Origin of the sequence: Fulvimonas yonginensis, assembly GCF_037137055.1 — a bacterium.
Classification (GTDB): Bacteria; Pseudomonadota; Gammaproteobacteria; order Xanthomonadales; family Rhodanobacteraceae; genus Frateuria_A; species Frateuria_A yonginensis.
Window position 1 is genome coordinate 20,143 of sequence record NZ_JBBBNY010000007.1, and the last position, 24,311, is coordinate 44,453.

At 70.3% G+C, this 24,311-nt stretch carries 20 protein-coding genes and 1 tRNA gene; 15 read left to right on the forward strand and 6 right to left on the reverse strand.

What is annotated here, in order from left to right; translation table 11 throughout:
• Positions 1-5: 5 nt before the first annotated feature.
• The 5 genes from pheT to WAT24_RS10750 all read left to right on the forward strand — a co-directional run bounded on the left by pheT (position 6) and on the right by WAT24_RS10750 (position 6,541).
• Positions 6-2,384 carry a phenylalanine--tRNA ligase subunit beta gene (pheT, locus tag WAT24_RS10730; protein WP_336807861.1) on the forward strand — a complete coding sequence of 793 codons (2,379 nt, stop codon included), beginning with the start codon at positions 6-8 and terminating at the stop codon, positions 2,382-2,384.
• 1 nt (position 2,385) lies between these two features.
• Positions 2,386-2,685 (forward strand): integration host factor subunit alpha, encoded by a 300-nt coding sequence (ihfA, locus tag WAT24_RS10735; RefSeq protein WP_091333672.1) that lies wholly within the window; start codon positions 2,386-2,388, stop codon positions 2,683-2,685.
• Positions 2,666-3,022: a MerR family transcriptional regulator gene (locus WAT24_RS10740; RefSeq protein WP_336807862.1), complete on the forward strand. Its 357-nt coding sequence runs from the start codon at positions 2,666-2,668 to the stop codon at positions 3,020-3,022. The genes ihfA and WAT24_RS10740 overlap by 20 nt, the downstream gene beginning before the upstream one ends.
• Before the next feature lie 99 nt (positions 3,023-3,121).
• A tRNA-Pro gene (locus WAT24_RS10745) sits at positions 3,122-3,198 on the forward strand.
• A gap of 334 nt (positions 3,199-3,532) precedes the next feature.
• Positions 3,533-6,541, forward strand: a complete 3,009-nt coding sequence (locus WAT24_RS10750; RefSeq protein WP_336807863.1) for a TonB-dependent receptor — start codon at positions 3,533-3,535, stop codon at positions 6,539-6,541.
• A gap of 106 nt (positions 6,542-6,647) precedes the next feature.
• On the opposite strand, the gene serA is transcribed toward WAT24_RS10750, so the two are convergent.
• Positions 6,648-7,880, reverse strand: a complete 1,233-nt coding sequence (gene serA / locus WAT24_RS10755; RefSeq protein ID WP_336807864.1) for a phosphoglycerate dehydrogenase — start codon at positions 7,878-7,880, stop codon at positions 6,648-6,650.
• Positions 7,881-8,000: 120 nt separating this feature from the next.
• On the opposite strand from serA, the gene WAT24_RS10760 reads away from it, so the two are divergent.
• Together WAT24_RS10760 and pip are read left to right on the forward strand one after the other, a co-directional pair.
• Positions 8,001-9,386, forward strand: a complete 1,386-nt coding sequence (locus WAT24_RS10760; RefSeq protein WP_336807865.1) for an FAD-binding oxidoreductase — start codon at positions 8,001-8,003, stop codon at positions 9,384-9,386.
• 73 nt (positions 9,387-9,459) lie between these two features.
• The gene (gene pip, locus WAT24_RS10765) at positions 9,460-10,416 is read left to right on the forward strand and encodes a prolyl aminopeptidase (RefSeq protein ID WP_336807866.1); all 957 of its coding nucleotides are present in this window, start codon (positions 9,460-9,462) and stop codon (positions 10,414-10,416) included.
• A 113-nt stretch (positions 10,417-10,529) separates the two neighbouring features.
• On the opposite strand, the gene upp is transcribed toward pip, so the two are convergent.
• Entirely contained in the window at positions 10,530-11,168 is a 639-nt protein-coding gene (upp, locus tag WAT24_RS10770) for a uracil phosphoribosyltransferase (RefSeq protein WP_336807867.1), read from the reverse strand.
• Positions 11,169-11,247: 79 nt separating this feature from the next.
• Complete coding sequence (locus WAT24_RS10775; RefSeq protein WP_336807868.1) at positions 11,248-12,744, reverse strand: aminotransferase class III-fold pyridoxal phosphate-dependent enzyme; 1,497 nt, start codon at positions 12,742-12,744, stop codon at positions 11,248-11,250.
• Between the two features lie 259 nt (positions 12,745-13,003).
• Here WAT24_RS10775 and WAT24_RS10780 point away from each other — a divergent pair, with 259 nt between their 5' ends.
• From WAT24_RS10780 to WAT24_RS10800, 5 genes are read left to right on the forward strand one after another with little or no spacing between them, the layout of a single operon-like run.
• A complete protein-coding gene (locus WAT24_RS10780; RefSeq protein WP_336807869.1) occupies positions 13,004-13,930 on the forward strand; it encodes an ABC transporter ATP-binding protein in 927 nt (308 codons plus the stop codon).
• Position 13,931: 1 nt separating this feature from the next.
• The gene (locus WAT24_RS10785) at positions 13,932-14,711 is read left to right on the forward strand and encodes an ABC transporter permease (protein WP_336807870.1); all 780 of its coding nucleotides are present in this window, start codon (positions 13,932-13,934) and stop codon (positions 14,709-14,711) included.
• A gap of 38 nt (positions 14,712-14,749) precedes the next feature.
• The gene (locus tag WAT24_RS10790; RefSeq protein WP_336807871.1) at positions 14,750-15,946 is read left to right on the forward strand and encodes a sensor histidine kinase; all 1,197 of its coding nucleotides are present in this window, start codon (positions 14,750-14,752) and stop codon (positions 15,944-15,946) included.
• Positions 15,943-17,127, forward strand: a complete 1,185-nt coding sequence (locus WAT24_RS10795) for a sensor histidine kinase (RefSeq protein ID WP_336807872.1) — start codon at positions 15,943-15,945, stop codon at positions 17,125-17,127. Before WAT24_RS10790 ends, WAT24_RS10795 begins: the two co-directional genes overlap by 4 nt.
• Entirely contained in the window at positions 17,124-17,726 is a 603-nt protein-coding gene (locus WAT24_RS10800; RefSeq protein WP_336807873.1) for a response regulator transcription factor, read from the forward strand. The genes WAT24_RS10795 and WAT24_RS10800 overlap by 4 nt, the downstream gene beginning before the upstream one ends.
• A 35-nt stretch (positions 17,727-17,761) precedes the next feature.
• Here WAT24_RS10800 and WAT24_RS10805 read toward each other — a convergent pair whose 3' ends face one another.
• Positions 17,762-18,556: an enoyl-CoA hydratase/isomerase family protein gene (locus WAT24_RS10805; protein WP_336807874.1), complete on the reverse strand. Its 795-nt coding sequence runs from the start codon at positions 18,554-18,556 to the stop codon at positions 17,762-17,764.
• A 153-nt stretch (positions 18,557-18,709) separates the two neighbouring features.
• Here WAT24_RS10805 and WAT24_RS10810 point away from each other — a divergent pair, with 153 nt between their 5' ends.
• From WAT24_RS10810 to WAT24_RS10820, 3 genes are read left to right on the forward strand one after another with little or no spacing between them, the layout of a single operon-like run.
• Entirely contained in the window at positions 18,710-18,952 is a 243-nt protein-coding gene (locus WAT24_RS10810) for a FeoA family protein (protein WP_336807875.1), read from the forward strand.
• Positions 18,949-20,799 (forward strand): ferrous iron transport protein B, encoded by a 1,851-nt coding sequence (feoB, locus tag WAT24_RS10815; protein WP_336807876.1) that lies wholly within the window; start codon positions 18,949-18,951, stop codon positions 20,797-20,799. Before WAT24_RS10810 ends, feoB begins: the two co-directional genes overlap by 4 nt.
• Positions 20,796-21,101, forward strand: a complete 306-nt coding sequence (locus WAT24_RS10820; RefSeq protein WP_336807877.1) for a DUF6587 family protein — start codon at positions 20,796-20,798, stop codon at positions 21,099-21,101. The genes feoB and WAT24_RS10820 overlap by 4 nt, the downstream gene beginning before the upstream one ends.
• Position 21,102: 1 nt before the next feature.
• On the opposite strand, the gene WAT24_RS10825 is transcribed toward WAT24_RS10820, so the two are convergent.
• Together WAT24_RS10825 and WAT24_RS10830 are read right to left on the reverse strand one after the other, a co-directional pair.
• Positions 21,103-22,539, reverse strand: coding sequence for a J domain-containing protein (locus WAT24_RS10825; protein ID WP_336807878.1), 1,437 nt, complete (start codon positions 22,537-22,539; stop codon positions 21,103-21,105).
• Positions 22,539-24,227, reverse strand: coding sequence for an Hsp70 family protein (locus WAT24_RS10830; protein WP_336807879.1), 1,689 nt, complete (start codon positions 24,225-24,227; stop codon positions 22,539-22,541). The genes WAT24_RS10825 and WAT24_RS10830 overlap by 1 nt, the downstream gene beginning before the upstream one ends.
• Positions 24,228-24,311: the final 84 nt, after the last annotated feature.

Below are 24,311 nucleotides of genomic sequence, written 5' to 3' on the forward strand. Positions count from 1 at the left end.
GAACGATGAAATTTTCCGAGAACTGGCTGCGCGAGCTGGTCGAGATCGAGGCCGACCGCGAGCGCCTCGCCCATACGCTGACCATGGCGGGGTTGGAGGTGGAAGACTTCACCGTGCTGGGCGAAGGACTGGCCGGCGTGGTGGTGGGCGAGATCCTCGCCGCCGAGAAACACCCGGAAGCCGACCGGCTGAAGGTCTGCAGGGTCGCCGCGGGGCAGGGCGAGCCGCTGCAGATCGTCTGCGGCGCGCCCAACGCGCGCGTGGGGCTGAAGGCACCGCTGGCGACGGTCGGCGCCGTGTTGCCGGGCGGCATCACGATCAAGGACGCCAGGCTGCGTGGCGTGGAATCGGCCGGCATGCTGTGTTCGGCCAAGGAGCTGGGCATCGACGCCGACACCTCGGGTCTGATGGAGCTCCCGACGGACGCGCCGGTCGGCCAGCCGCTGGCCGAGTTCCTCGGCCTGCCCGACGCCAGCATCGAACTCAAGCTCACTCCCAACCGTCCGGACTGCCTGGGCTTGCTCGGCCTGGCACACGACGTGGCCGCGCTGTTCGGCAGCCGCGTGCGGGTGTCCGCGCAGGCGCCCGCGCCGGTGACGTCCGACGCCCGCCGCGGCATCCGCCTGGAGGCCGGCAAGGACGCGCCGCGCTACCTGGGCCGCGTGATCGAGGGCATCGATGCCGCCGCGCGCACGCCGCTGTGGCTGGCCGAGCGGCTGCGGCGGTCCGGCCTGCGCCCGATCAGCGCGGTGGTCGACGTGACCAACTACGTGATGCTGGAGCTCGGCCAGCCGTTGCACGCCTTCGACAACGACCGCCTCGAGGGCGACGTCGTGGTGCGCCACGCACGCGCCGGCGAGACGCTGAAGCTGCTCGACGGCAGCGAGGCGGCGCTGGACGAGGGCTTCCTGCTGATCGCCGACGACCGGAAGGGCCTGGCCGTGGCCGGCGTCATGGGCGGCCACGATTCGCGCGTGACCGACGCCACCCGCAACGTGTTCCTCGAGTCCGCGCACTTCGCACCAGCGGCGATCATGGGCCGCGCGCGCAAGCTGGGCCTGCACACCGACGCCTCTCACCGCTTCGAGCGCGGGGTCGACCCGGAGCTGCCGCGCCGCGCGCTGGAGCGGGCCACCGAGCTGCTGCTGGCCATCGCCGGTGGCCGGGCCGGTCCCGTGCTGGCTGCCGAGAACCCGGCCGACCTGCCCCGGCCCGCCACGGTCGCCCTGCGTCGCGCGCGCCTGGCGCGCGTGCTGGGCCTCGGCGTGCCGGACGCGGAAGTCGCCCGCATCTTCACCGCGCTGGGCATGGCCGTGCAGGCAACGGCAGAAGGCTGGCAGGTCACCGCGCCGACCAGCCGCTTCGACATCGAGCGCGAGGAGGACCTGATCGAGGAGGTCGCGCGCGTTTACGGCTACGACCGTATCCCCACCCACACGCCCGCCGGCGCTTTGGCACTGTCGCCCGAGCCCGAGGCGCGCATCGGCGAACTGGCGCTGCGCGAGCAGCTCGCCGCGCGTGATTTCTACGAGGCGGTGAACCTCTCCTTCGTCAGCGCCGAGCTGCTCGCACACTGGGGTTACGCGCACGATCTGGTGCCGCTGGCCAATCCGCTGTCGGCCGACCTGGCCGTAATGCGCCCTTCGCTGTTGCCGGGCCTGGTCGAGGCGCTGCGCCACAACCGCGCTCGCCAGCAGGAGCGGGTGCGGCTGTTCGAGGTCGCCCGGGTGTTCGCGGCCGGCGATCCGCCGGCCGAGACGCCCAGCCTGGCCATCGCCGCCTGCGGCAGCGCGCATGCCGAGCAGTGGGCCGAACCGGCCCGCGCCCTCGACTTCTTCGATCTCAAGGGCGAGCTGGACGCGCTGCTGGCCTGGGGCGGCAAGGCGGACCGCTGGTCGCTGCACGCCGATGGCCTGCCGGCCTGGCTGCATCCCGGTCGCGGCGCCCGCGTCGCGTGCGATGGTGAGACGGTGGGTTACCTCGGTGCGCTGCACCCGCAGCTGGCCAAGGCGCTGGATCTCGGTCCGGACGTGCACGTCCTGGAGGTGGCCCTGGCCCCGCTGCTGGAGCGCCGCCTGCCGCGAGCGCGGCCGGTGCCGCGCTTCCCCTCGGTGCGCCGCGACATCGCCGTCGAGGTGCCCGAAGAGGTGCGCTGGTCACAGATCGAACAGGCGGTTCGAGGCAGCCTCGGCAGCGTGCTGAAGGAAGTCAAGCTGTTCGACCGCTACAGCGGCAAGGGGGTCGAGACCGGCCGAAAGAGTCTCGCTATGGGCTTGATTTTGCAGGACGCTTCACGCACGCTTACCGACGACGACGCGGACCGCTGCGTGCGTGATGCGGTGGCCGCGTTGGAAACGACATGCAAGGCAAAGTTGCGAGGTTGAGATGGCGCTGACCAAGGCGGAGATGGCCGAGCGCCTTTTCCTCGAGGTAGGCCTCAACAAGCGTGAGGCGAAGGAATTCGTGGACGCCTATTTCGAGGTCGTCCGCGAAGCGTTGGAAAGGGGCGAGCAGGTGAAGCTGTCGGGCTTCGGCAACTTCGACCTGCGTCAGAAGAACCAGCGACCCGGCCGCAACCCCAAGACGGGCGAGGAGATTCCGATCTCTGCCCGCCGCGTGGTGACGTTCCGTCCGGGGCAGAAACTCAAGGTGCGAGTCGAGAGCTATGCTGGACCAAGGGAATAACACCGAACTGCCCCCGATCCCGGCCAAGCGCTACTTCACCATCGGTGAGGTGAGCGAGCTGTGCGGGGTCAAGCCGCACGTGCTGCGCTACTGGGAGCAGGAATTTCCCGCGCTCAACCCGGTCAAGCGCCGTGGCAACCGCCGCTACTACCAGCGCCACGACGTGCTGATGATCCGCCAGATCCGCGGCCTGCTGTACGACGAGGGCTTCACCATCACCGGTGCCCGCGCGCGGCTGGAAGGCCCGCAGGCGCGCATGGAATCGAGCATCTCCCACCAGATCGTGCGCCAGGTGCGCATGGAACTGGAGGAAATCCTCGCGCTCCTGCGTCGCTGAAAACCGCGAAGCTTCTGCTATAGTTTCTCTTCTGCTTGAGGCGCCGCCTCCCAAGGCGCCATCCCTGCGATCGCACGGTCGCTCAAGCCGAGTCCAAGTCGGGGCGTAGCGCAGCCTGGTAGCGCATCTGCCTGGGGGGCAGAGGGTCGTCGGTTCGAATCCGGCCGCCCCGACCATTCCACCCTTCTCCCGGGCGCGTTCCGACGCGCCGTCGCTGGCCTCCGCGCACGGGGCGTCACCTGCCCGTGTCCGGGCATAACCACATGTCCGAGCAGCTTTCCTTGCCCCGTCGAGGGAAGAGGAACCGGTGCGCACGATTCGTAAGATCTTGTTGCAAGAAATTACGAAACATGGGAGCTTGGATAGGCCGGGTGAAAGGGGCGTGGAGCTTCTGGCTGGTGGGCAGGGGTGTCGACAGGCACCAGACCGGACGAAGCGTCACTTTCGAGAAAGGCTCGGCGCAAGGCAACGGCACGTTGCCGTCCGATCACTTTTTCACGGGGAGAACCCATGCATCACCGCCTTTCCGATCCATCGCGCCGGCCCAGATTGACCAGGCTGGCGCTCGCCTTGGCCTTGACCATGGGCAGCAGCGCCGCATTCGCCCAGTCCAACGCCTCCGGCGTCATCTTCGGCCACCTCGCCCAGCCTGAAGGCGCGACCGTGCGCATCCAGAACCTGGACACGGGCCTGACCCGTGAAATCGGCGTGGACAGCCAGGGCCGCTACCGCGCGGCGTCGCTGCCCGTCGGGCGCTACCGCGTGACCATCGAGCGTGACGGCCAGACGGTGGAAAGCCGTGACAACGTGCAGGTCACGCTGGGCGGCGGCGTGGACGTGTCGTTCGAGGAGGGCGCCGCGGCCGCCAAGACCCTGGAAGGCATCACCGTGACCGGCAACTCGCTGCCGGCGATCGACGTCTCGTCGGTCGACTCGCGCACGGTGCTCACCGCCGAGCAGCTGCAGAAGCTGCCGGTGGCACGCGACGTCACCGCCGCTGCGCTGCTGGCGCCGGGCGTCATCGCCGGTGACAGCCGCTACGGCAACGTGGCCTCGTTCGGCGGCGCCTCGGCTTCGGAGAACCAGTACTACATCAACGGCTACGCGGTCACCAACGCGCTTACCGGTCTGGGTTTCACCAGCCTGCCGTTCGACGCCATCGACCAGCAGCAGATCTTCTTCGGCGGCTACGGCGCGGAATACGGCCGCTCCACCGGCGGCGTGGTCAACATCGTGACCAAGCGCGGCGGCAACGAGTGGAAGGCAGGCGTCGGCATGTACGTGACGCCGCAGTACTTCGCCCAGTCGCCGCGCAGCGTCTACCGCACCAACGGCCAGCTCTACCAGTATCGCGGCAGCAACAAGACCTCCGCGATGCAGTACACCGGCTACCTCAGCGGTGCGCTGATCAAGGACAAGCTGTTCTTCTATGGTGCCGGTGATTTCACCCGCACCACCGGCCACACGGTGGGCACCATCCTGGCGCCGCAGGACGCCGGTGAAGTCTCCAAGGCGACCAAGTGGCTGGCGAAGGTCGACTGGAACATCACCGACAACCACATCGTCGAGTTCACCGGCATCTCGGACCAGACCGACATCGACCGCAGCATCTACGCGTACAACTACAGCACGCTGCAGGCGACCAACTACCTCGGTACCGACAAGCTGAAGAACTACGACGCGGGCCCCGGTTCGGCCCCCGGCGGCGACGTCTACATCGGCAAGTACACCGGCTACCTCACCGACTCGCTCACCATCAACGCGCTGTACGGCCGCAGCGAGACCGACCACGAGCGCAGGCTCGGTTATGCCGGCTCCTCCAACTGCCCCTGGATCACCGACTCGCGTTCGGATGCGTCCAGCGTGATCGTCGGCTGCGGCATGGTCAACGGCACCGTGCTCGGCCCGGGCGCGAAGGACAAGACGCACGGCTGGCGTTTCGACGTCGAGTACCAGCTGGGCTCGCATGACCTGCGCGCCGGCGTGGACAACCAGACCCTGGAGTCCTACAGCGGCCGCCAGTACGAGGGTGGCTACCGCTGGGTCTACCGTAACGCGGGTACCGTGCCGGGCCGGCCCGACATCCAGCCGCCGGCCGGCACGCAGTACTTCGTCGAGAAGCGCCTGTTCCAGACCGGTGCCGCCGTGCGCACCGAGCAGGAAGCGCAGTTCATCGAAGACCGGTGGCAGATGAACGACCGCTGGATGCTGTACCTCGGCCTGCGCAACGAGCAGTTCAAGAACCTCAACGGCGACGGCCAGACCTACGTCGCGCAGCGCCACCAGCTGGCACCGCGCCTGGGCCTGACCTGGGACGTCTTCGGCGACTCCTCGTTCAAGATGTACGCCAACGCGGGCCGCTACCACCTGGCGATCCCCTCCAACGTGGCGATCCGTGGCGCCTCGGCCTCCACCTACTACAGCGAGTACTACCTGTACGACGGCGTGGGCCCCAACGGCGAACCGCTGAATCTGCAGCAGCTCGGCAGCCGCATCTACCTCAACGGCGAGGACGGCACCACGCCGAATCCGCAGACGGTGGCCGCCAAGAACCTCAAGGCCTACTACCAGGACGAGTACATCCTCGGCTTCGACAAGACGCTGGGAACCGACTGGACCTGGGGTGCCAAGCTGACCTATCGCAAGCTGCTCAGCTCGATCGACGACTTCTGCGACTCGCGTCCGTTCGAGAAGTACGCCGAGCGCAACGGCATCGACATCAGCAACGCCAGCATCCCCGGCTGCTACCTGTTCAATCCGGGCGAGAGCAACACCTTCCTCGTCGACGTCGACGGGCAGGGCACGCTGGTACCGTTCAAGCTCACCAAGCAGGACTTCGTGACGCCCGAAGGCGTCGGCTTCCCCGACCTCAAGCGCAAGTACTACGCGCTCGACCTGTACCTCGAGCACCAGTTCAACGACAAGTGGTACGGCCGCGTCGACTACACCTTCTCGCGCAGCTACGGCAATTCGGAAGGCCAGCTCAAGTCCGACATCGGCCAGCTCGATCCGTCGGTGACGCAGGACTGGGACGCTCCGGAGATCATGCAGTACACGAACGGTCCGCTGCCGAACGACCGCACGCATCAGCTGAAGGCGTACGGCTACTTCCAGGCCACGCCCGAATGGCTGTTCGGCGCGAACGTGTCGGTCGCCTCGGGTCGTCCGAAGAACTGCATCGGCGTGGATCCGGTCGATGCCATCCAGTACGGCGCCTCGTACTTCGAGTGCAACTTCCAGCCGAGCCCGCGCGGCTCGCGTGGCCGGTTGCCCTGGACCTACCAGCTCAACCTCAACACCGAGTATCGCCCGCTCTGGGCCGGCGCCTCGCAGCCGCTCGCCTTCACGGTGAACGTCTACAACGTGCTCGGCAAGCAGGAGGAGATCGGCATCATCGAGGTGGGCGAGACCGGCGCGGTCGACGCCCAGGGTCGCCCGATCAAGAGCCGGGAGTACCAGCGTCCGATCGCTTTCCAGAAGGCGCGCTACGTCCAGTTCGGCGTGCGCTACGACTTCTGAGCACCGCATAACAAGAAGTGGAGGCACCGCGACGCCGTCGCGGTGCCCGATCTCCCCTGAGCTGGGCCGCCAAGGACATGGCGGCCGTTTTTTTTTGAAGGAACGGTCAGTACAGCACGCGCGTGCGCAGCGTGCCCGGGATCGCCGCCATGCGGTCCTTCAGCGCCTGCGCCTGCACCACGTCGGCGGCCACGTCGATCACCACGTAGCCGACCTCGGCGTCGGTCTGCAGGAACTGGGCGTCGATGTTCACGTTGCCCGCCGAGAACACCTCGTTGATGCGCGAGAGCATGCCGGGCACGTTGCGATGGATGTGCAGCAGGCGCCGGCTGTGCGGATGCTCGGGCAGCGCGACCTCCGGGAAGTTCACCGCCGACAGCGTCGAGCCGTTGTCGCTGTAGCGCACCAGCTTGCTGGCCACCTCGATGCCGATGTTCTCCTGTGCCTCGAGCGTGCTGCCGCCGATGTGCGGCGTGAGGATCACGTTGTCCATCCCGACCAGCGGCGAGGCGAAGCGGTCGTCGTTGCCCTTGGGTTCGATCGGGAAGACGTCCACCGCGGCTCCGGCCAGGTGGCCCCGCAACAGCGCCGCGGCCAGGGCATCGATGTCCACCACGGTGCCGCGCGAGGCGTTGATGAGCAGGGCGCCCTGGCGCATGCGGGCGAGCTGCTCGGCGCCGATCATCATCCGCGTCGCGGGCGTGTCGGGCACGTGCAGGGTGACCACGTCGGCGCATTCGAGCAGGTCGTCCAGGCTCGCCGCGGCGCGTGCGTTGCCCAGCGCCAGCTTGGCCTCGATGTCGTGGAACAGCACGCGCATGCCCAGGCTTTCGGCCAGCACGCCCACCTGCGTGCCGATGTGCCCGTAGCCGACGATGCCCAGCACCTTGCCGCGCGCCTCGTAGCTGCCCTCGGCGGACTTGGTCCAGCCGCCGCGGTGGCACAGCACGTTCTTCTGTGGAATGCCACGCAGCAGCATGATCGCCTCGGCGACCACCAGCTCGGCCACGCTGCGGGTGTTGGAATAGGGCGCGTTGAACACCGGCACGCCCAGCCGCCGTGCGGCGGCCAGGTCGACCTGGTTGGTGCCGATGCAGAAGCAGCCCACCGCGATCAGCCGCCGCGCCTGCTCCAGCAGCGCAGGCGTGAGCTGCGTGCGCGAGCGGATGCCGACGATGTGCGCCTCGGCCAGGCGCGCCTTGAGCTCCGCTTCCGGCAGTGCCTTGGGGTGCAGCTCGACCTGGCTGTAGCCGGCCTGGCGGAAGGTCTCCACCGCGCTGCGGCTGATGCCTTCCAGCAACAGCACACGGATGTCCTGCTTCGGAAACGAGGTCTTCATGGGCGGTCCACGGGTGGCGAGCGGCTACTATGCCAGAGGTCCCGCCGGCTTTGCCGCAATGCAGCACTGGACCGCGGCGGCGTGCCTCTGGCAGGCTGCGCGTTCGCCTCCGGAGCGTCCATGACCGATCCCCGCCTCGCCGATCTCGCCGCCCGCGTCGCCGGGCTGCGACTGCTTACCGAGCTCGCCGACCTGATCCATTACGGGCGCGACTGGACCCGCCGCTGGGGGCCCGCGCCACTGGCCGTGGCGTTGCCTTCGACCATCGCCGAGGTACAGGCGACCGTGCGCTGGGCGAACGAGCGCGGCGTGGCGATCGTGCCTTCGGGCGGTCGCACCGGCCTCTCCGGCGGCGCCGTGGCCGCCCGCGGCGAACTGGTGCTGAGCCTGGAACGGATGAACCGCGTGCTCGGCTTCGACCCGACCGATCGCCTGCTCGAGGTGGAAGCCGGCATCACGCTGCAGGCGGTGCACGAGGTGGCGCGCGGACACGGGCTGCTGTATCCGGTGGACTTCGCCGCGCGCGGTTCCTGCACCATCGGCGGCAACGTGGCGACCAATGCCGGCGGCATCCGGGTGGTTCGCTATGGCACCACGCGCGAATGGATCGCCGGGCTCACCGTGGTCGCAGGCAACGGCGAATTGCTGGAGCTCAATCGCGGGCTGGTCAAGAACTCCAGCGGCTACGACCTGCGCCAGTTGATGGTCGGCTCGGAGGGCACCCTGGGCGTGGTGGTGTCGGCGCAGCTCGAGCTCACCGACCCGCCGCCGCCGGCGCAGACCATGCTGCTGGCCTTGCCGCACATGGACGCGCTGATGAAGGTGTTCGGGCTGTTCCGTGCGCAGCTCAGGCTGCAGGCGTTCGAGTTCTTCACCGACGTGGCGCTGCGCTACGTGCTGGCGCACGGCGCACAGCGCGCACTGGATGCCGACCAGCCGTTCTATGTGGTGGCCGAGTACGACGCGACGGAGGAGTGCGACCAGCAGGTGGCGCTGCTGGTCTTCGAGGACGGCGTGCGCGAGGGTTGGATCGCCGACGGCGTGATCGCGCAGAGCGAGGCGCAGGCCGCCGCGCTCTGGCGCCTGCGCGAGGGCCTCACCGAGAGCCTGGCGCCGCGCCAGCCGTACAAGAACGACATCGCGCTGCGGATCAGTGCGATGCCCGCGTTCCTGCACGAGATGCAGGCGTTGCTGGCGCACGAGTACCCGCGCATGGAGGTGGTCTGGTTCGGCCACGTCGGCGACGGCAACCTGCACATCAACGTGCTGCCGCCGGAGGACATGGAGCAGGCCGCCTTCCTCGCCGAGTGCGAGCGGGTGACGCGGCTGCTTGCGGACACGCTGCGGCGCCACGGCGGCAGCATTTCCGCCGAACACGGCATCGGACTGGTCAAGCGGCCCTACCTGGACAGCACGCGCAGCGCCGCGGAGATCGCCCTGATGCGCGGCGTGCGCGGCGTGTTCGACCCCCACGGCATCCTCAACCCGGGCAAGCTCTTCGACTGAGCCGGCCCCCGGCTTCGGTCCGGGGCCGGGCGTGCTAGCCTCTGCCGTTTCCCACTCCACGGAGACCCGAGGCATGTCCCAGGAGCGCCGCGCGCTGTATCCGGAGATCGAGCCCTACGACAGCGGCATGCTGCCGGTGTCCGGGCTGCACACGATCTACTACGAACAGAGCGGCAATCCCGACGGCAAGCCGGTGGTGTTCCTGCACGGGGGGCCGGGCGCGGGGGCCAGCCCGCGCTGCCGGCGCTTCTTCGACCCGGCCGCCTACCGCATCGTGCTGTTCGACCAGCGCGGTTGCGGCCGGTCCACGCCGCACGCCGAGCTCACCGACAACACCACCTGGGACCTGGTCGCCGACATCGAGCGGCTGCGCGAGCACCTGGGTATCGCGCGCTGGCAGGTTTTCGGCGGCTCGTGGGGATCGACGCTCGCGCTCGCCTACGCGCAGACCCACCCGGACAGGGTCGCCGAGCTGGTACTGCGCGGCATCTTCATGCTGCGCCGCTGGGAACTGGAATGGTTCTACCAGAAAGGCTGCGAAGCGCTCTATCCGGACGCCTGGGAGGCGTACCTGTCGGTGATTCCGGAAGCCGAACGGGGTGACCTGATGAGCGCCTACCATCGCCGCCTGACCGGCACCGATGCGCAGGCCCGGCTCGCCGCCGCGCGCGCCTGGTCCACCTGGGAGGCCGGCACCAGCTTCCTGTACCAGGACCCGTCCTACATCGCCAGCAGCGGCGAGGACGAATTCGCGCTCGCCTTCGCGCGGATCGAATGCCACTACTTCGTGCACGGCGGCTTCTTCGAGCACGACGACCAGCTGCTGCGCAACGTCGGCCGCATCCGCCACATTCCTGCCGTGATCGTGCAGGGCCGCTACGACGTGGTCTGCCCCATGCGCAGCGCCTGGGACCTGCATCGTGCCTGGCCGGAGGCCGATCTGCGCATCGTGCAGGACGCCGGGCATTCGGCGTTCGAGCCGGGCATCACCCACGAGCTGGTCGGGGCCACCGACCGCTTCAGGCCCTGAGCGCGGTGGCCGTGTAGGAGCGGGCTTGCTCGCGATGCTTTGGCTCTGGCGTTCGTGTGCCAGTGAAGCTTCGCGAGCAGCTCGCTCTTAAAAAAAAGCCGTGCGGACCGGGGTCAACCGGGCAATTGCCTGGTGCCGAAGATCTTGTCGCCCGCGTCGCCCAGTCCGGGCAGGATGTAGCCCTTGTCGTTGAGCCGCTGGTCGATCGAGGCCGTGTAGATCTCCACGTCCGGATGCGCCGCCTCGACCCGCGCGAGGCCTTCGGGCGCGGCGACCAGGAACAGCCCCTTGATGCGCCGGCAGCCGGCCGCCTTGAGCATGTCCACGGCGGCGACCAGCGTGCCGGCGGTGGCGAGCATGGGGTCGACGATCAACGCGGTGCGCTCGTGCATGCTGCCGCTGAGCTTTTCGTAGTAGGCGACCGGGGCGAGCGTGGCCTCGTCGCGCTGCACGCCGACCACGCTGACCTTGGCCGAAGGGATCAGGTCGAGCACCCCCGGCAGCATGCCCAGCCCGGCGCGCAGGATCGGCACGATGGTGATCTTCTTGCCCTTGATGCGCTCGACGCGGACCGGCCCCGCCCAACCCTCGATGGTCTCCTCCAGCGTCTCCAGGTCCTTGGTCGCCTCGTAGGTCAGCAGCGCGGCGACCTCCGAGGCGAGCTCGCGGAATTCCTTGGTACTGATGCCTGCGCGGCGCATCAGGCCCAGCTTGTGGCGGATCAGCGGGTGGCGGACTTCGATCACGGGCATGGTCGATCCTCGATGGTGGGGCGGGAGCCGGGCACGAAAAAGGGCGCGCCGTCGCCGACGCGCCCCGGATGCCTGGCGCTCAGGCCGCCTCGGCGGTCTGCTTGCGCGGCCCCTTGAGCAGCGCCTGGCGCACGTGGTCGATCACCAGGTCCACTTCGTCGCTGGTGATGTTGAAGTGCGGGGTGAAGCGCAGCGAATTGGCGCCGCCGTGGATCACGCCGATGCCGTGCTCGCGCATGTACTCCTCGGTGGAGTTGGCGCCGTAGCACTTGAACTGTGGCGCCAGTTCGCAGGAGAACAGCAGACCGGTGCCCTGCACCTTGGTGATCAGGCCGCCCAGTTCGTCCTTGAGCTTGTCGAGCTTGGCGACGAATTCTTCGCCGCGGGCGCGGATGTTGGCGCGCACCTCGTCGGTGAGCAGCGCCAGCGTGGCCAGCGCCACGTCCAGCGCGCGCGGGTTGGTGGTCATCGTGTTGCCGTAGATGCCCTTGCGGTACAGGCCCGCGGCACGGTCGCCGACCGCCAGCACCGAGAGCGGGTACTGGCCTGCGTTGAGCGCCTTGGAGAAGGTCTCCATGTCCGGCGGCGGCAGGTTCTCGAAGCCCGGATAGTCGACGATCGAGAGCACGCCGTGCGCGCGCAGCCCGGCCTGGATCGAGTCGACCAGCAGCAGCGTGCCGTGCGCCTCGGTCAGCTCGCGGGCGGCCTTGTAGAACGCAGGCGTCACCGCGCGGCCCGGGTCGCCTTCGCCCATCACCGGCTCCAGGAACATCGCCTCGATGAACCAGCCGTGCTTGTCGGCCTCGGCGAACACGGCTTCGAGCTGCGCCACGTCGTAGGGCGCCACCGTGAGCAGGGTGTCCTCGTGGCGATAGCTCGCCAGGTGCTGCAGGTAGGTCTTGCGGGTGGAATCCGAGTACAGCGCCGGCCGGTCGGTGCGGCCGTGGAAGGCGCCGCGCACGGACAGGCGCTTGATCGTGCGGTTGGCATAGCGGCCGCCCGCATCGGTCATCAGCTTGGCGTTGACGTCGGCGATGCGGCAGGCGAGGCCGACCGCCTCCGAGCCGGAGTTCAGGCACAGGTAGTGGTGGTAGGGATTGGCGCCGCGGCGATGGCCGAGCTCCTTCTCCATCGCCTGGGTGAAGCGCAGCTGCGAGACGCTGGGCGACATCACGTTGGCCATCACCTGCGGCCTGGCGAGTGCCTCGAGGATCGCCGGCTGGTTGTGGCCGAAGCCGAGCATGCCGTAGCCGCCGTTGTCGTGCAGCACCGCGCCCTTCAGGGTGACGATCCACGGACCGCGCGCGGCGGCGGGAAGGTACGGGTTGATGGCATCGTCCGGATAGAAGTTGACGTAGCCTGCCTGGGCCTTGGCCAGCTGCTCGGCCTCGTCCAGCTTGAGGAAATCGCCCAGTTCCGCGCGCAGTTCGCGGTGGCGCGCCACCGCCTCGTCGACCGCCTGCACCAGCTCGGGGTGGCGCGCGGCCATGCGCTCGATGCTGGCGTCGTCCAGGCCGACGGTACGCGGCTTGCCGCCGAATTCGCGCAGTTCGCGCAGCTGGTCGATCACACCCATGGCAGTCCTCCTCGATGCCGGCGGCGCCCCGGGCGCGGCTGGCGGTGAATGCGGGCACGCGCGGCAGGCGCATGCGGTTGCGGAGCCCGTCATTGCGCCGTGAAACAACGCGTTGCGGGCCGGACGAGGGCTCAAGGATAGCGTGCCCCCGCCTTCGCCGTAACCCCGCATGACGGCTGTCACGCCCGCGGGCTGACGTCGACCAGTGGTTGCAAGGCGTTGGCGCGCCTACCGTTTGCGACATACCAAGGAGGTTGCCATGGATACGTCCGCCATCCCGGTTGCGCGCCTGCACGGCGCCGTCAAGCGCTACGGCGGGCTGACCGCCGTCGACGGCCTGGGCCTGACCCTGCACCACGGCGAGCTGCTCGCGCTGCTGGGGCCCAACGGCGCCGGCAAGTCCAGCGCCATCGCGCTGTTGCTCGGCCTGCACCGCGCCGATGCGGGCCGGGTCGAACTGTTCGGCCAGGACCCCCAGCGCATCGAGGCGCGACGGCGCATCGGCGTGATGCTGCAGAACGCCTCGCTGCCGGCGACCCTGCGCGTGCGCGAGCTGCTGCGGTTGACCGCCAGCTACTACCCGGTGCCGCGCGTGCTGCAGGAGTCGGCCGAACTGGCAGCGATCGCCGACCTGCTGGACCGGCCCTACGGCAAGCTCTCCGGCGGCCAGCAGCGCCGCGTGCAGTTCGCGCTGGCCCTTTGCGGGCGCCCGCGCCTGCTGTTCCTGGACGAGCCGACCGTCGGCATGGACATCGAGGCGCGCCAGGCGCTGTGGGCGGCGATCCGCCGGCTGGTCGACGAGGGCTGCTCGGTGCTGCTGACCACGCACTACCTGGAGGAGGCCGAGGCCCTGGCCGACCGCGTCTGCGTGATGGCGCGCGGGCGTGCGATCCACGAAGGCACGGTGGACGAACTGCGTGCCCGCGTGTCGATGAAGCGCATCCGCTGCCTCAGCACGCTGCCCCCGGAGCTGGTCGCCGGCTGGCCCGAGGTGGCCGAGGCACGCGTGGAGGCCGGGCGCCTGCACCTGGCCACCGCGGAGGCCGAGGTGGTGGTGCTGCGCCTGCTGCAGAACGACGCCTACCTGCGCGAACTGGAGGTGCAGCGCGCCGGCCTGGCCGAAGCCTTCACGGAACTGACCCGCGATGCCGCCGAGGCGTCCACCGACCAGCGCGAGGCTGCCTGACATGGACTCCCTGATCACCGCCGTCCCGTCGGACGAGATGCCGTCCCGCCGCGTACTCGGCGCCTACCTGGCCGAGGCGCGCAGCGAATGCCTGCGCTACCTGCGTGCGCCGGGCTTCATGCTGCCGATCATGCTGTTCCCCGGCATGTTCTACCTGGTGTTCGGCGTGCTGATGGCCAGGGGCGGGGGCGGCGAAGCGGCGCGCTACCTGCTCGCCAGCTACCTGACCTTCGGCGTGATGAGCCCGGGGCTGTTCGGCTTCGGCGTCTCGCTGGCGCTGGAGCGCGACGGCGGCCTGCTCACGCTCAAGCGGGCGCTGCCGATGCCGGCGGGTGCCTACCTGCTCGGCAAGATGCTGATGGCGATGGTGGCGGCCGCCTGCGTGGCGTTGCTCCTGCTGGTGCTGTCGCGGGTCGGTCACGTGGCGCTGGCGCCGGCCCAGGCCGCCGCGCTGCTGGCGACCGGCGTGCTGGGCGTGCTGCCGTTCTGCGCGCTGGGCATGTTCGTCGGCACGCTGATCAAGGGGCAGGGCGCGCCGGGCATGCTCAACCTGATCTACCTGCCGATGTCCTTCCTGTCCGGGCTCTGGTTCCCGCTGCCGATGCTGCCCAAGGGGCTGCAGCAGCTGGCGCCGCTGTGGCCCAGCTTCCACCTGGACCGGCTCGCGCTGGCGGCGGTGGGCATGGGGCAGGGCGCGCTGTTGCCGCACGTGCTGGCGCTGCTCGGCTTCACCGGCGCCTTCCTGCTGCTGGCGGCGCGCCGTCTGCGCCGGATCGGTTGAAGTAGCATGGCGGCGGTTCGCAACATGGATGGGGCTCCATGAATCGCCTGACTGCCTGGTTTTCGCCCGAGCCGGGATCGCGCATCAGCGAGGTTGTCCAGCAGGGCAAGTCGCCGCGCATGGAAGCGGTGCACCTGCTGTGGTCGGTGTGGATCTTCGTCACGCCGCTGTTCGATCGCGGCTACACCTGGCGCTGGGCGCTGCTCACGCTGCTGACCTATCCGCTGTTCGTGGCGCTGTTCGCCAAGTCGATGCTGGCCTCGCGCCACACCGCCTCGCGCTACGGCATGGGGCTGGCGATGTTCGGCATCGCGCTGGTGCCGTTCTATTCGGGCGCCGTCAGCTACTTCATCTACGGTTGCGTTTCCTGCAGCCTGAGCAGCCGGCGCGTGGCACCGTTCCTGCTGCGCCTGCTCTGCCTCAACACGCTGTTCCTGCTGATCGCCTGGCAGACGGGCTACCCGTGGCAGGCGCTGGTGGCCTTCCCGCTGATGACGGTGACCATCGGCCTGGTGACCCACGTGGAGCGCATCGGCCACGAGAAGGACGCGGCGCTCAAGCTGTCGCACGACGAGGTGCGCCGCCTGGCCGCCACCGCCGAACGCGAGCGGATCGGCCGCGACCTGCACGACCTGCTCGGCCACACGCTGTCGCTGATCACGCTGAAGCTGGAGCTGTCGCGCAAGCTGTTCGACCGCGACACCGCGGCGGCACGGCGCGAGGTGGAGGAGGCGGAGAAGGTCGCGCGCCATGCGCTGGCCCAGGTGCGCGCGGCGGTGACCGGCATCCGCGCCACGGACTTCGCCGCCGAGCTGGCTTCGGCGCGGCTGCTGCTGGAATCGTCTTCCGTTCACCTGGATTACGGCCAGCCGCCCTGCATCCCCGCCGAAATCGAGCGCGCACTGGCGCTGGTGCTGCGCGAGGCGGCCACCAACATCGCGCGCCACGCGGCGGCGACGCGGGCGGGCGTGACCTTCGAATGCATCGACGGCGGCCTGTGCCTGACCATCGCCGACAACGGCCGCGGCGGGGTCGAGGAGGAAGGCAACGGCCTCACCGGCATGCGCGAGCGCATCCGGGCCCTCGGCGGTCGCCTGCAGATCCATTCGCAGCAGGGACGGGGCACGCGCCTGCGGGTCGTGGTGCCGCTGGCGGTCCAGGTACAGGCCACGGCGCCCCACGGCGTGGCCACGGTGAGCGGCGGCAGCTCGATGGCGGCGGAGGCCCGCCCGTGAAGCGGCTGTTCGCGCCAGCGCCGGACTCGCTGCTCGGCCAGCTGCGGTCGCCGCTCTACATGCGCTGGCAGGCCGGTCTCTCGCTGTTCGCGCTGGTGGCGGTGTTCCAGGGACCGTTGGCGCTGCGGCATCCCGTCGGGGCATGGCTGGCGCCCACGCTGCTGGCGGTACCGCTGTTCGTGTACCTCTACTCGCGGGTCTACCTGGCGCCACGCCGGTACGTGCAGTGGTACGTCGCCGGCATGACCGCCGTCGCGCTCGTGCTGTGGGTCAGCAACCCGTTCGCCTTCGTACTGCTGGCGCTCGCCGCCGTGCTGTCGGCGTTCGCGGAGTCCTGGCGACGCTGGCTGGCCAACGTGGCGGTGATCGGCGCACTGGCGCTGGGCAAGGCATGGATCTTCGGCGACCCGCTGGGCCAGGCGCTGGCGGTGGCCATGGCCGGGCTGTTCGGCGGCTTCAGCAACGTGGCCTATGTGTGCAGCGCCCGCAAGGATGCCGAGCTGCGCCTGTCGCAGGCCGAAGTGCGGCGGCTGGCGGTCCTGGCCGAGCGCGAGCGCATCGGCCGTGACCTGCACGACCTGCTCGGGCACACGCTGTCGCTGGTGGCGCTGAAGTCGGAGCTGGCCAGGCGCCTGGCGCTGGCCGAACCGGGACGCGCGCAGCGGGAAATGGCCGAGGTCGAGCGCGTGGCGCGCCACGCGCTCACCGAAGTGCGCGCGGCGGTGACCGGCATGCGCCGCGGCGATCTGGCCGCCGAGCTGACCTCGGCCCGGCTCATGCTGGAGGCCTCCGGCGTGGCCTTCGAAGGCGGCCTGCCGGACGGTTTCGAGCTGCCGCAGGCGATCGAGGCACCGCTTGCGCTGGTGCTGCGCGAGGCGGTCACCAACATCCACCGCCACGCGCGTGCCGGTCGCGCCGCCGTGAGCGTTTCCATCGAGGACCATATGCTCCACATGCGGATCGGCGATAACGGGCGTGGCGGACTGACCGCCCACGGCAATGGCGTGAGCGGCATGCGCGAGCGCGTGCACGCGCTGGGCGGCACCTTGTCGATCGATTCGCCGCCGCGGCGGGGCACGATGCTGTCGATCCGCGTACCGCTCCCGATGCAGGCGGCCGTACCCGTGGAAGCCCGAGGCATCGCGAGGCCCGCCCTCCCCGCCACCGGGAGCGCCGCATGATCCGCGTGCTGCTGGCCGAGGACCAGGCGATGGTGCGCGGCGCGCTGTCGGCGCTGCTCAACCTGGAGAGCGACATCGAGGTGCTCGGCTCCTCCGCCGACGGCGAGGCGGCCTGGCGCGACCTGCAGCGGCTCAAGCCGGACGTGCTGGTCACCGACATCGAGATGCCGGGGCTGACCGGCCTGGAGCTGGCCCAGCGCATCCAGCGCCACGAGCTGCCGATCAAGGTGATCATCGTCACCACCTTCGCCCGCCCCGGCTTCCTGCGCCGCGCGCTGGACGCGGGCGTGTCCGGCTACCTGCTCAAGGACGCCCCGGCGGAGAACCTGGCCGAGGCGCTGCGCACCGTCCATCGCGGCGGCCGCGCGATCGATCCGCAACTGGCGCTGGAGGCCTGGACCGAGGCCGACCCGCTCAACGACCGCGAACGCCAGGTGCTGCGTCTGGCCGGCGAGGGGCTGTCCGCCGGCGACATCGCCACGCGCCTCAACCTCTCGCACGGCACCGTGCGCAACTACCTTTCCGAGGCGATCGGCAAGCTGGGCGCCGGCAACCGCATCGAGGCATTCCGCCTGGCGCGGCAGAAGGGCTGGCTGTAACAGCGACGGGTAGGAGCAAGCCCGCTCCTACAGGGTCAGGGGGCGGAGGGGATCCATGCGGGGGCGCGTTTGCCCAGGAATGCCCCCAGGCCTTCCTGGCCCTCCTCCGACACGCGCAGTCGTGCGATCAGCCGTGCGTTCCCGCGGTCGACCCGCTCCGCGTCCGCCGCCGCGATCCCGCCCATGCGCAATGCCAGGTCCTTGGCCTCGCGCTGCGCCTGCGGGCCGGCCTTGGCCAGCAGTTCGAGGGTGGCATCGACCGTGGCGTCCAGCACCTCGGCCCCGACCACGCGGTGCAGCAAGCCGATGCGGCAGGCTTCGGCCGCGTCGAAGATCTCGCCGGTGAGGAACAGCCGGCGCGCCTGGCGCACGCCGACGGCCGCGATCACGTAGGGCGAGATCACCGCCGGCACCAGCCCCAGCTTCACCTCGGTCAGGCCGAACTTCGCACCCTCCGCGCCGATGGCGATGTCGCACGCGGCGATCAGCCCCACGCCGCCGCCGTAGGCCGCGCCGTTCACGCGGGCGAGGGTGGGCTTGGGCAGGAACTGCAACGTGCGCACCAGGGCGGCCAGGCGCAGCGAGTCCTCGAGGTTCTCCTGCTCGCTGGCGGCGGCCATGCCGCGCATCCAGTTCAGGTCGGCGCCGGCCGAAAAGCTCGCTCCCGTGCCGGTGAGCACCAGCGCGCGCACGGCCGGATCGTTGCCGGCCTCCACCAGCGCGGCGGTCAGTTCGGCGATCAGGCCGTCGTCGAACGCGTTGTGCACCTCGGGCCGGTTGAGCGCGATCTGGCGGACGGGGCCGCGGTCGGTGACGAGGATGGCGGGCATGCGATCGGCTCCTGCGAAACGCCCGATTGTAGAGCCCCGCGGCACGGCTCCGCGCAAGCCGCTCGGGGCGCGACGCAGCGCTGCGGTGACGAGGAACCCGCGGCCCACCTTTTGGTCTTATAATGCGAACCATTCTTATTTGAGAATGCGCCCGTGCGCCTGTCCGACCTGCCCAAAGGTTCGCCCGCCTTCGTCGACCGCGTGGATGACGCCCGCGCCGGCGACCCCATTGCCCAACGCCTGCGCGACCTCGGCTTCGTCGATGGCGAGCCGGTGCGCGTGGTGGCCTGCGGCCCGCTGGGGGCGGACCCGTTGCTGATCCAGATCGGTTCCACCCGCTTCGCGCTGCGCCGCAGCGAGGCGGCGCGCGTGCTCGTGCGCGGGCAAGCCGCATGAGCGCGCAGGGCCTGCGCATCGCCCTGGTCGGCAATCCGAACTGCGGCAAGACCGCGCTGTTCAACCTGCTCACCGGCGGACGACAGAAGGTCGCCAACTACGCCGGCGTCACCGTCGAACGCAAGGAGGGCCGCTTCGTCGCGCCCTCGGGACGCGTGCTGCAGCTGCTCGACCTGCCCGGCACCTACAGCTTCGACGCGGCCAGCCCGGACGAGCAGATCACCCGCGACGTCTGCGAGGGCCGCTACCCGGGCGAGCCGGCGCCGGACCTGATCGTCTGCGTGGCCGACGCGACCAACCTGCGCCTGCACCTGCGCTTCGTGCTCGAGGTGATGCGCCTGGGGCGCCCGGTGGTGCTGGCGCTCAACATGATGGACACCGCGCGCCGCCGCGGCATCGTGATCGACGTGCCGGAGCTGCAGCGGCGGCTGGGCGTGCCGGTGGTGGAGACCGTCGCGGTCCGGCGTGGGGGTGCCAGGGCGCTGGTCGCGCGCGTCGACGGCGAGCTTCCGCCTGCCGTGGCCGCGCAGCCGGACGACCCGGCCAGTCGCAGCGACCTGCACGCGCAGGTGCGCGCGCTGCTGGCCGCCACCGTGACCATGCCACGCGCCACCGACGCGCTGGACGACGCGCTGGACCGCTGGGCGCTGCACCCGGTGTTCGGATTGGGCATCCTCGCCGTGCTGATGTTTCTGGTCTTCCAGGCGGTGTTCTCCTGGGCTCAGCCGCTGATGGATGCGATCGAGGCCGCTGTGACCACGCTGGGCGGCCGGGTCGCCGCGCCGCTGCCGCCGCACAGCGCGCTGCACAGCCTGCTCGACGACGGCATCTTCGCCGGCCTCGGCGCGGTGCTGGTGTTCCTGCCGCAGATCCTGATCCTGTTCCTGTTCATCCTGGTGCTGGAGGAGTCCGGCTACCTGCCGCGCGCGGCGTTCCTGCTCGACCGGCTGATGTTCAAGGCGGGGCTGACCGGACGCGCCTTCATCCCGCTGCTGTCGAGCTTCGCCTGCGCGGTGCCCGGCATCATGGCCACGCGCAGCATCACCGATCCGCGCGACCGCCTGACCACCATCCTGGTGGCGCCGCTGATGACCTGTTCGGCCCGGTTGCCGGTGTACACGCTGCTGATCGCCGCCTTCATTCCGCAACGCACGGTGTGGGGCCTGTTCAACCTGCAGGGCGTGGTGCTGTTCGCGCTGTACGTGGCCGGCATCGCCAGCGCGCTGGCGGTGGCCTTCGTGATCAAGCGCATGCGCCGCGACAAGAGCGAGCATGCGCTGCTGATGGAACTGCCCTCGTACCGGCTGCCACATCCGCGCGACATCGCGCTGGGCCTGTGGGAGCGCGCCAAGATCTTCCTCAAGCGCGTGGGCGGCATCATCCTGACGCTCACCGTGCTGCTGTGGTTCCTCTCGAGCTTTCCCGCGCCGCCGCCCGGCGCCGCGGGGCCGGCGATCGACTACAGCCTGGCCGGGCGGCTGGGCCACGCGCTGCACTACGTGTTCGCCCCGGTCGGCTTCAACTGGCAGATCTGCATCGCGCTGGTGCCGGGCCTGGCCGCCCGCGAGGTGGCGGTATCCGCGCTGGGCACGGTGTACGCCATGGCCGGCAGCGACGACACCCTGGCCAGCCAGCTCGGGCCATTGATCGCGCACGACTGGTCGCTGGCCACCGCGCTCAGCCTGCTGGCCTGGTACGTGTTCGCGCCGCAGTGCATGTCCACGCTGGCGGTGATCCGCCGCGAGACCAACTCGTGGCGCAACGTGGCGATCACGGCCGGCTACCTGTTCGGCCTGGCCTACCTGGCCTCGCTGCTCACCTACCAGATCGCGCGGGTGCTCTCGTGACCGTGTTCGACACCTTGCAGGCAGTCGTGCTCGCGCTGGTCCTGGCGGCCAGCCTGCTGGCCGCGTTCCGCAAGCTGCTGCCGCAGACGGCCAGGCGCATGCAGGCGCGGTTGTCGTCCGCGCTCGATCGTCCGGGACGCAAGGCGTCCGTACGACGGCTCGGTCGCTGGCTGCAGCCGGCCGAGGCGAAGAGCGGCGGCTGCGGCAGCGGGGGCGGTTGCTCCACCTGCGGCGGCTGCGCGCCGCCGACCGTGCCGCGCGAGGTGACCATGCCGCTGCAATTCCGCCCGCGCGGTCGCTGACTCAGCGGGCCCGCACCAGCCGCCACGGGCGCCGGCGGGCCAGGTCGACACCCCAGGCGCCCAGTGCAACGGCAGCGAACAGAGCGGTGAACCATGCCGGCCGGACGTCCGCCTCGGCCAGCGATCGCGCCAGCGGCGAGGCCAGCACGAAGCCGATCCACAGCAATCCGCGCGCGCCGGGCGGAATCGCCCGGCCACGCAGGCTGCGCGCCACGGCCAGCCATGCAGTCAGCAGCAGCACCGGCCAGCCGGCGAACGGAGCGTCCGCCAGGGCGCCGATGGCCAGGCCGACGCCCACGAGCAGCGGGATCAGGCCCGCATGGATCCGGCCGGTCCATCGTCCCGCGGGCATGGGATCCGCCTGCCACCGCACCAGTTGCGCCCAGGCGGCAAAGGCGAACACCAGCAAGCCGAGGAAAAGCACGCAGGTTGCCGTGACGCCGACCGGTCCCGGGTCGATGCCTGTGCCCGGACCGTTCGCGACCCAGCCGAACAACAGGCCCAGCGGCAGGCTGGACAGCAGTGCCGCCAGCATGCGTGCGCCCGCCAATGCCAGGCGCGGCCGGCTGACGTGGCGAGCATCGGCGGCCGCCAGCCAGAAGGCCAGCTGGCGCCGGTCGACGCTGGCGGGCAGCAGGTCGAGGTGTCCCCCGCACAGGCGCTGCACCAGCCGGGCCGTGCCCTGTACGAAGGCCGGCGGGAGCCCCCGAAACAACGCCTGCGACCAGTGGAACGGTCGCTGCAGTTGGCGCAGGGCGGCGTCCAGCTTGCGCCGCGCGGAGCGCTCGCTCATGCGCAGTGCCAGGGCGAGCCGGCCGCGCTGCGCGGGTGCCAGGTGCCAGGCCAGGTCCACACGGCGGCGCAACTGCTGCAGGGCCAGCGGGTCGTGGCCGGCCCGCGCATGGTCCAGGCCGAAGAACGCCAGCAGCGTGTCCAGGCAGGCCTCGGGCATCGGTGGCGCCTGGCGGTAGATCGCGGTCACCAGCGCATGGCCGGCCTGCGCCTTGGTATCCAGCGACCACAGCGCCTCGACACCGTGCAGCCAGCGCTCCAGGGCGGCCGCATCGCCCGCGCCGGCCCGCGCGATCGCTTCCTGCACGAACGCGCCGAGCTCGAAGCGGGGGACGGGTAGCGGCGGCACGGCGAGGCGGCGCGGGACCGGCGCGGTGGCAGGCGGGGCGCACGCCTCGGGCTGGATCGGTACGGGTGCCGGTTCGGGCGCGGGGACCGGCACCACCGGTCGTGCCGCCTCCGCCGCGACCGCCCCGGATTCGCGCTGCCGGCAGTGCGCCAGTGCCGCCTGGTAGGCCGCATGCAGCGCCTGGAAGCCCTGCGGGTCGTCTTCCGGCCGGGTCTGGCGCAGGCGCGCGGCATAGGCGCGCTTGATCGCGCGCTCGTCGGCGTCGGCCTCGAGCCCGAGCTCGGCGAACGGCGACATCAGATGGTCTCCAGCGCGTCCAGGGCGCGCCCCAGCTCCAGCCGGTGTTCGCGGATCAGCATCTCGTCCTGGGTCTCGAGTACGGCGCGAAACTGGGCGATCCAGGCCTGCACCTGCGCGCGGGCGTGCAGGTATTCCTCGTAGAGCCGCTCGGCGCGCGAAAGCACGGCGAGGTTCTCCTGCTTGCTGCGCGGATGGATCTTGATGTCCTGCAGCGCCTGCAGCCGCTGGCGGATCTGCGCCGCGTCGAGCAGGCCCGGGTTCTGCTCCAGCACCAGCTCGTAGCGCTGGCCGCTGGAACGCACCTGGGCTTCGACCTGCAGCACGCCGTTGACGTCGTAGGTGAAGCGCACGGCGACCGCGTTCTCCTGGATGGTGCGCGACGGGTCGATCGCCACTTCCAGCTCGCCGAGCTTGATGTTCTTTTCCACCAGCGGGCTTTCCCCCTGGTAGACGTCCAGGCGCAGGTGTTTCTGGCCTTCGCTGATCGGCAGGAACTCCTGCTCGCGACTGACCGGCACCACCGTGTTGCGGTGGATGAGGGGCTCGAAGAAGCCACCCTGGATCCGGCCCTGCGCATCGCGCCGCGCCACGGCGGTGCCGAGCGAGTAGGGGCACACGTCGGTCAGTACCACCTCGTCCAGGCGCCGGTCGCGCGCCTTGAGGCCGGCGGCGACGCAGGCGCCCAGGCCGATCGCCTGGTCCGGGTTGACGTGGCGCAGGGGCAGGCGGCCGAACATGCGCGAGACCATGCGCGCGACCAGCGGCATGCGGCTGGCGCCGCCGACCAGCACGATCTCGCTCAATTGCGAGGGCTGCAGCCGGGCATCGCGCATGGCGCGCTCGAGCGGGGCGCGCATGCGCTGCACCAGCGGCTCGGCCAGCTGGGCGAAGCGCGCCTCGTCGATGCTCCACTCCTGCGTGGTGTCGCCCAGCGTGACGCGTACCTCCGCCACCGGCTGGCCGGCCAGACTGCGCTTGGCGGTCTCCAGGCGCTGGCGCAGCGTGCCGCGTGCCGTCGCGTCCAGATCCTGCGCGCGCAGGCCCCGGTCGGCCAGGAACGCCTTCTCCAGCAGGTCGAGGAAATCCTCGCCGCCCAGGAAGTTGTCGCCCGCGCTCGCGTGCACTTCGACCACGCCGTCGAACATCTCGAGCACGGAGACGTCGAAGGTGCCGCCGCCGAGGTCGAACACCAGGAAGCGCGAGCCGTCCGGTCGCTCCTGCAGGCCGTACGCGAGGGCGGCCGCAGTGGGCTCGTTGATCAGGCGTTCCACGCGAATGCCGGCGAGCGCGCCGGCGGCCTGGGTGGCCTTGCGCTGGGCGTCGGAAAAGTAGGCAGGCACGCTGATCACCGCCTCGGTGACCTTCTCGCCGGTGGCCGCCTCGGCGTCCGCCAGCAGGGAGCGCAGCACCAGCGCCGAGAGCTCCTCCGGGCGGAACGTGCGCTCGCCCAGCCGCGTCTCGCGTGCAGTACCCATCCAGCGCTTGAAACTGGCCACGCTGGCGTGCGGATGACTGACCAGGCGATCGCGGGCTGCCTGCCCGACCAGGGCATGCCCGTCCGCGTCGATGCTGACCACCGAGGGCGTGAGGAACTCGCCCAGGGCGTTGGTGAAAAGACGCGGACCGGATTCTCCGTAGCAGCCGATCAGCGAATGGGTCGTGCCAAGGTCGATACCGACGATCATCCCTGTCCTCCCTGTCGGGGAGAGTGTACACAGCGCCGGGCGGGCACTCGAACGGGCCTTTGCAGGAGGCGCCCGTGCGTGACC

What these genes read in the sequence shown, in the direction of transcription:
- pheT (WP_336807861.1), top strand. Translation starts at nt 6, where the DNA reads ATGAAATTTTCCGAGAACTGGCTGCGCGAGCTGGTCGAGATCGAGGCC.
- ihfA (WP_091333672.1), top strand. Translation starts at nt 2,386, where the DNA reads ATGGCGCTGACCAAGGCGGAGATGGCCGAGCGCCTTTTCCTCGAGGTA.
- WAT24_RS10740 (WP_336807862.1), top strand. Translation starts at nt 2,666, where the DNA reads ATGCTGGACCAAGGGAATAACACCGAACTGCCCCCGATCCCGGCCAAG.
- WAT24_RS10750 (WP_336807863.1), top strand. Translation starts at nt 3,533, where the DNA reads ATGCATCACCGCCTTTCCGATCCATCGCGCCGGCCCAGATTGACCAGG.
- serA (WP_336807864.1), bottom strand. Translation starts at nt 7,880, where the DNA reads ATGAAGACCTCGTTTCCGAAGCAGGACATCCGTGTGCTGTTGCTGGAA.
- WAT24_RS10760 (WP_336807865.1), top strand. Translation starts at nt 8,001, where the DNA reads ATGACCGATCCCCGCCTCGCCGATCTCGCCGCCCGCGTCGCCGGGCTG.
- pip (WP_336807866.1), top strand. Translation starts at nt 9,460, where the DNA reads ATGTCCCAGGAGCGCCGCGCGCTGTATCCGGAGATCGAGCCCTACGAC.
- upp (WP_336807867.1), bottom strand. Translation starts at nt 11,168, where the DNA reads ATGCCCGTGATCGAAGTCCGCCACCCGCTGATCCGCCACAAGCTGGGC.
- WAT24_RS10775 (WP_336807868.1), bottom strand. Translation starts at nt 12,744, where the DNA reads ATGGGTGTGATCGACCAGCTGCGCGAACTGCGCGAATTCGGCGGCAAG.
- WAT24_RS10780 (WP_336807869.1), top strand. Translation starts at nt 13,004, where the DNA reads ATGGATACGTCCGCCATCCCGGTTGCGCGCCTGCACGGCGCCGTCAAG.
- WAT24_RS10785 (WP_336807870.1), top strand. Translation starts at nt 13,932, where the DNA reads ATGGACTCCCTGATCACCGCCGTCCCGTCGGACGAGATGCCGTCCCGC.
- WAT24_RS10790 (WP_336807871.1), top strand. Translation starts at nt 14,750, where the DNA reads ATGAATCGCCTGACTGCCTGGTTTTCGCCCGAGCCGGGATCGCGCATC.
- WAT24_RS10800 (WP_336807873.1), top strand. Translation starts at nt 17,124, where the DNA reads ATGATCCGCGTGCTGCTGGCCGAGGACCAGGCGATGGTGCGCGGCGCG.
- WAT24_RS10805 (WP_336807874.1), bottom strand. Translation starts at nt 18,556, where the DNA reads ATGCCCGCCATCCTCGTCACCGACCGCGGCCCCGTCCGCCAGATCGCG.
- feoB (WP_336807876.1), top strand. Translation starts at nt 18,949, where the DNA reads ATGAGCGCGCAGGGCCTGCGCATCGCCCTGGTCGGCAATCCGAACTGC.
- WAT24_RS10825 (WP_336807878.1), bottom strand. Translation starts at nt 22,539, where the DNA reads ATGTCGCCGTTCGCCGAGCTCGGGCTCGAGGCCGACGCCGACGAGCGC.
- WAT24_RS10830 (WP_336807879.1), bottom strand. Translation starts at nt 24,227, where the DNA reads ATGATCGTCGGTATCGACCTTGGCACGACCCATTCGCTGATCGGCTGC.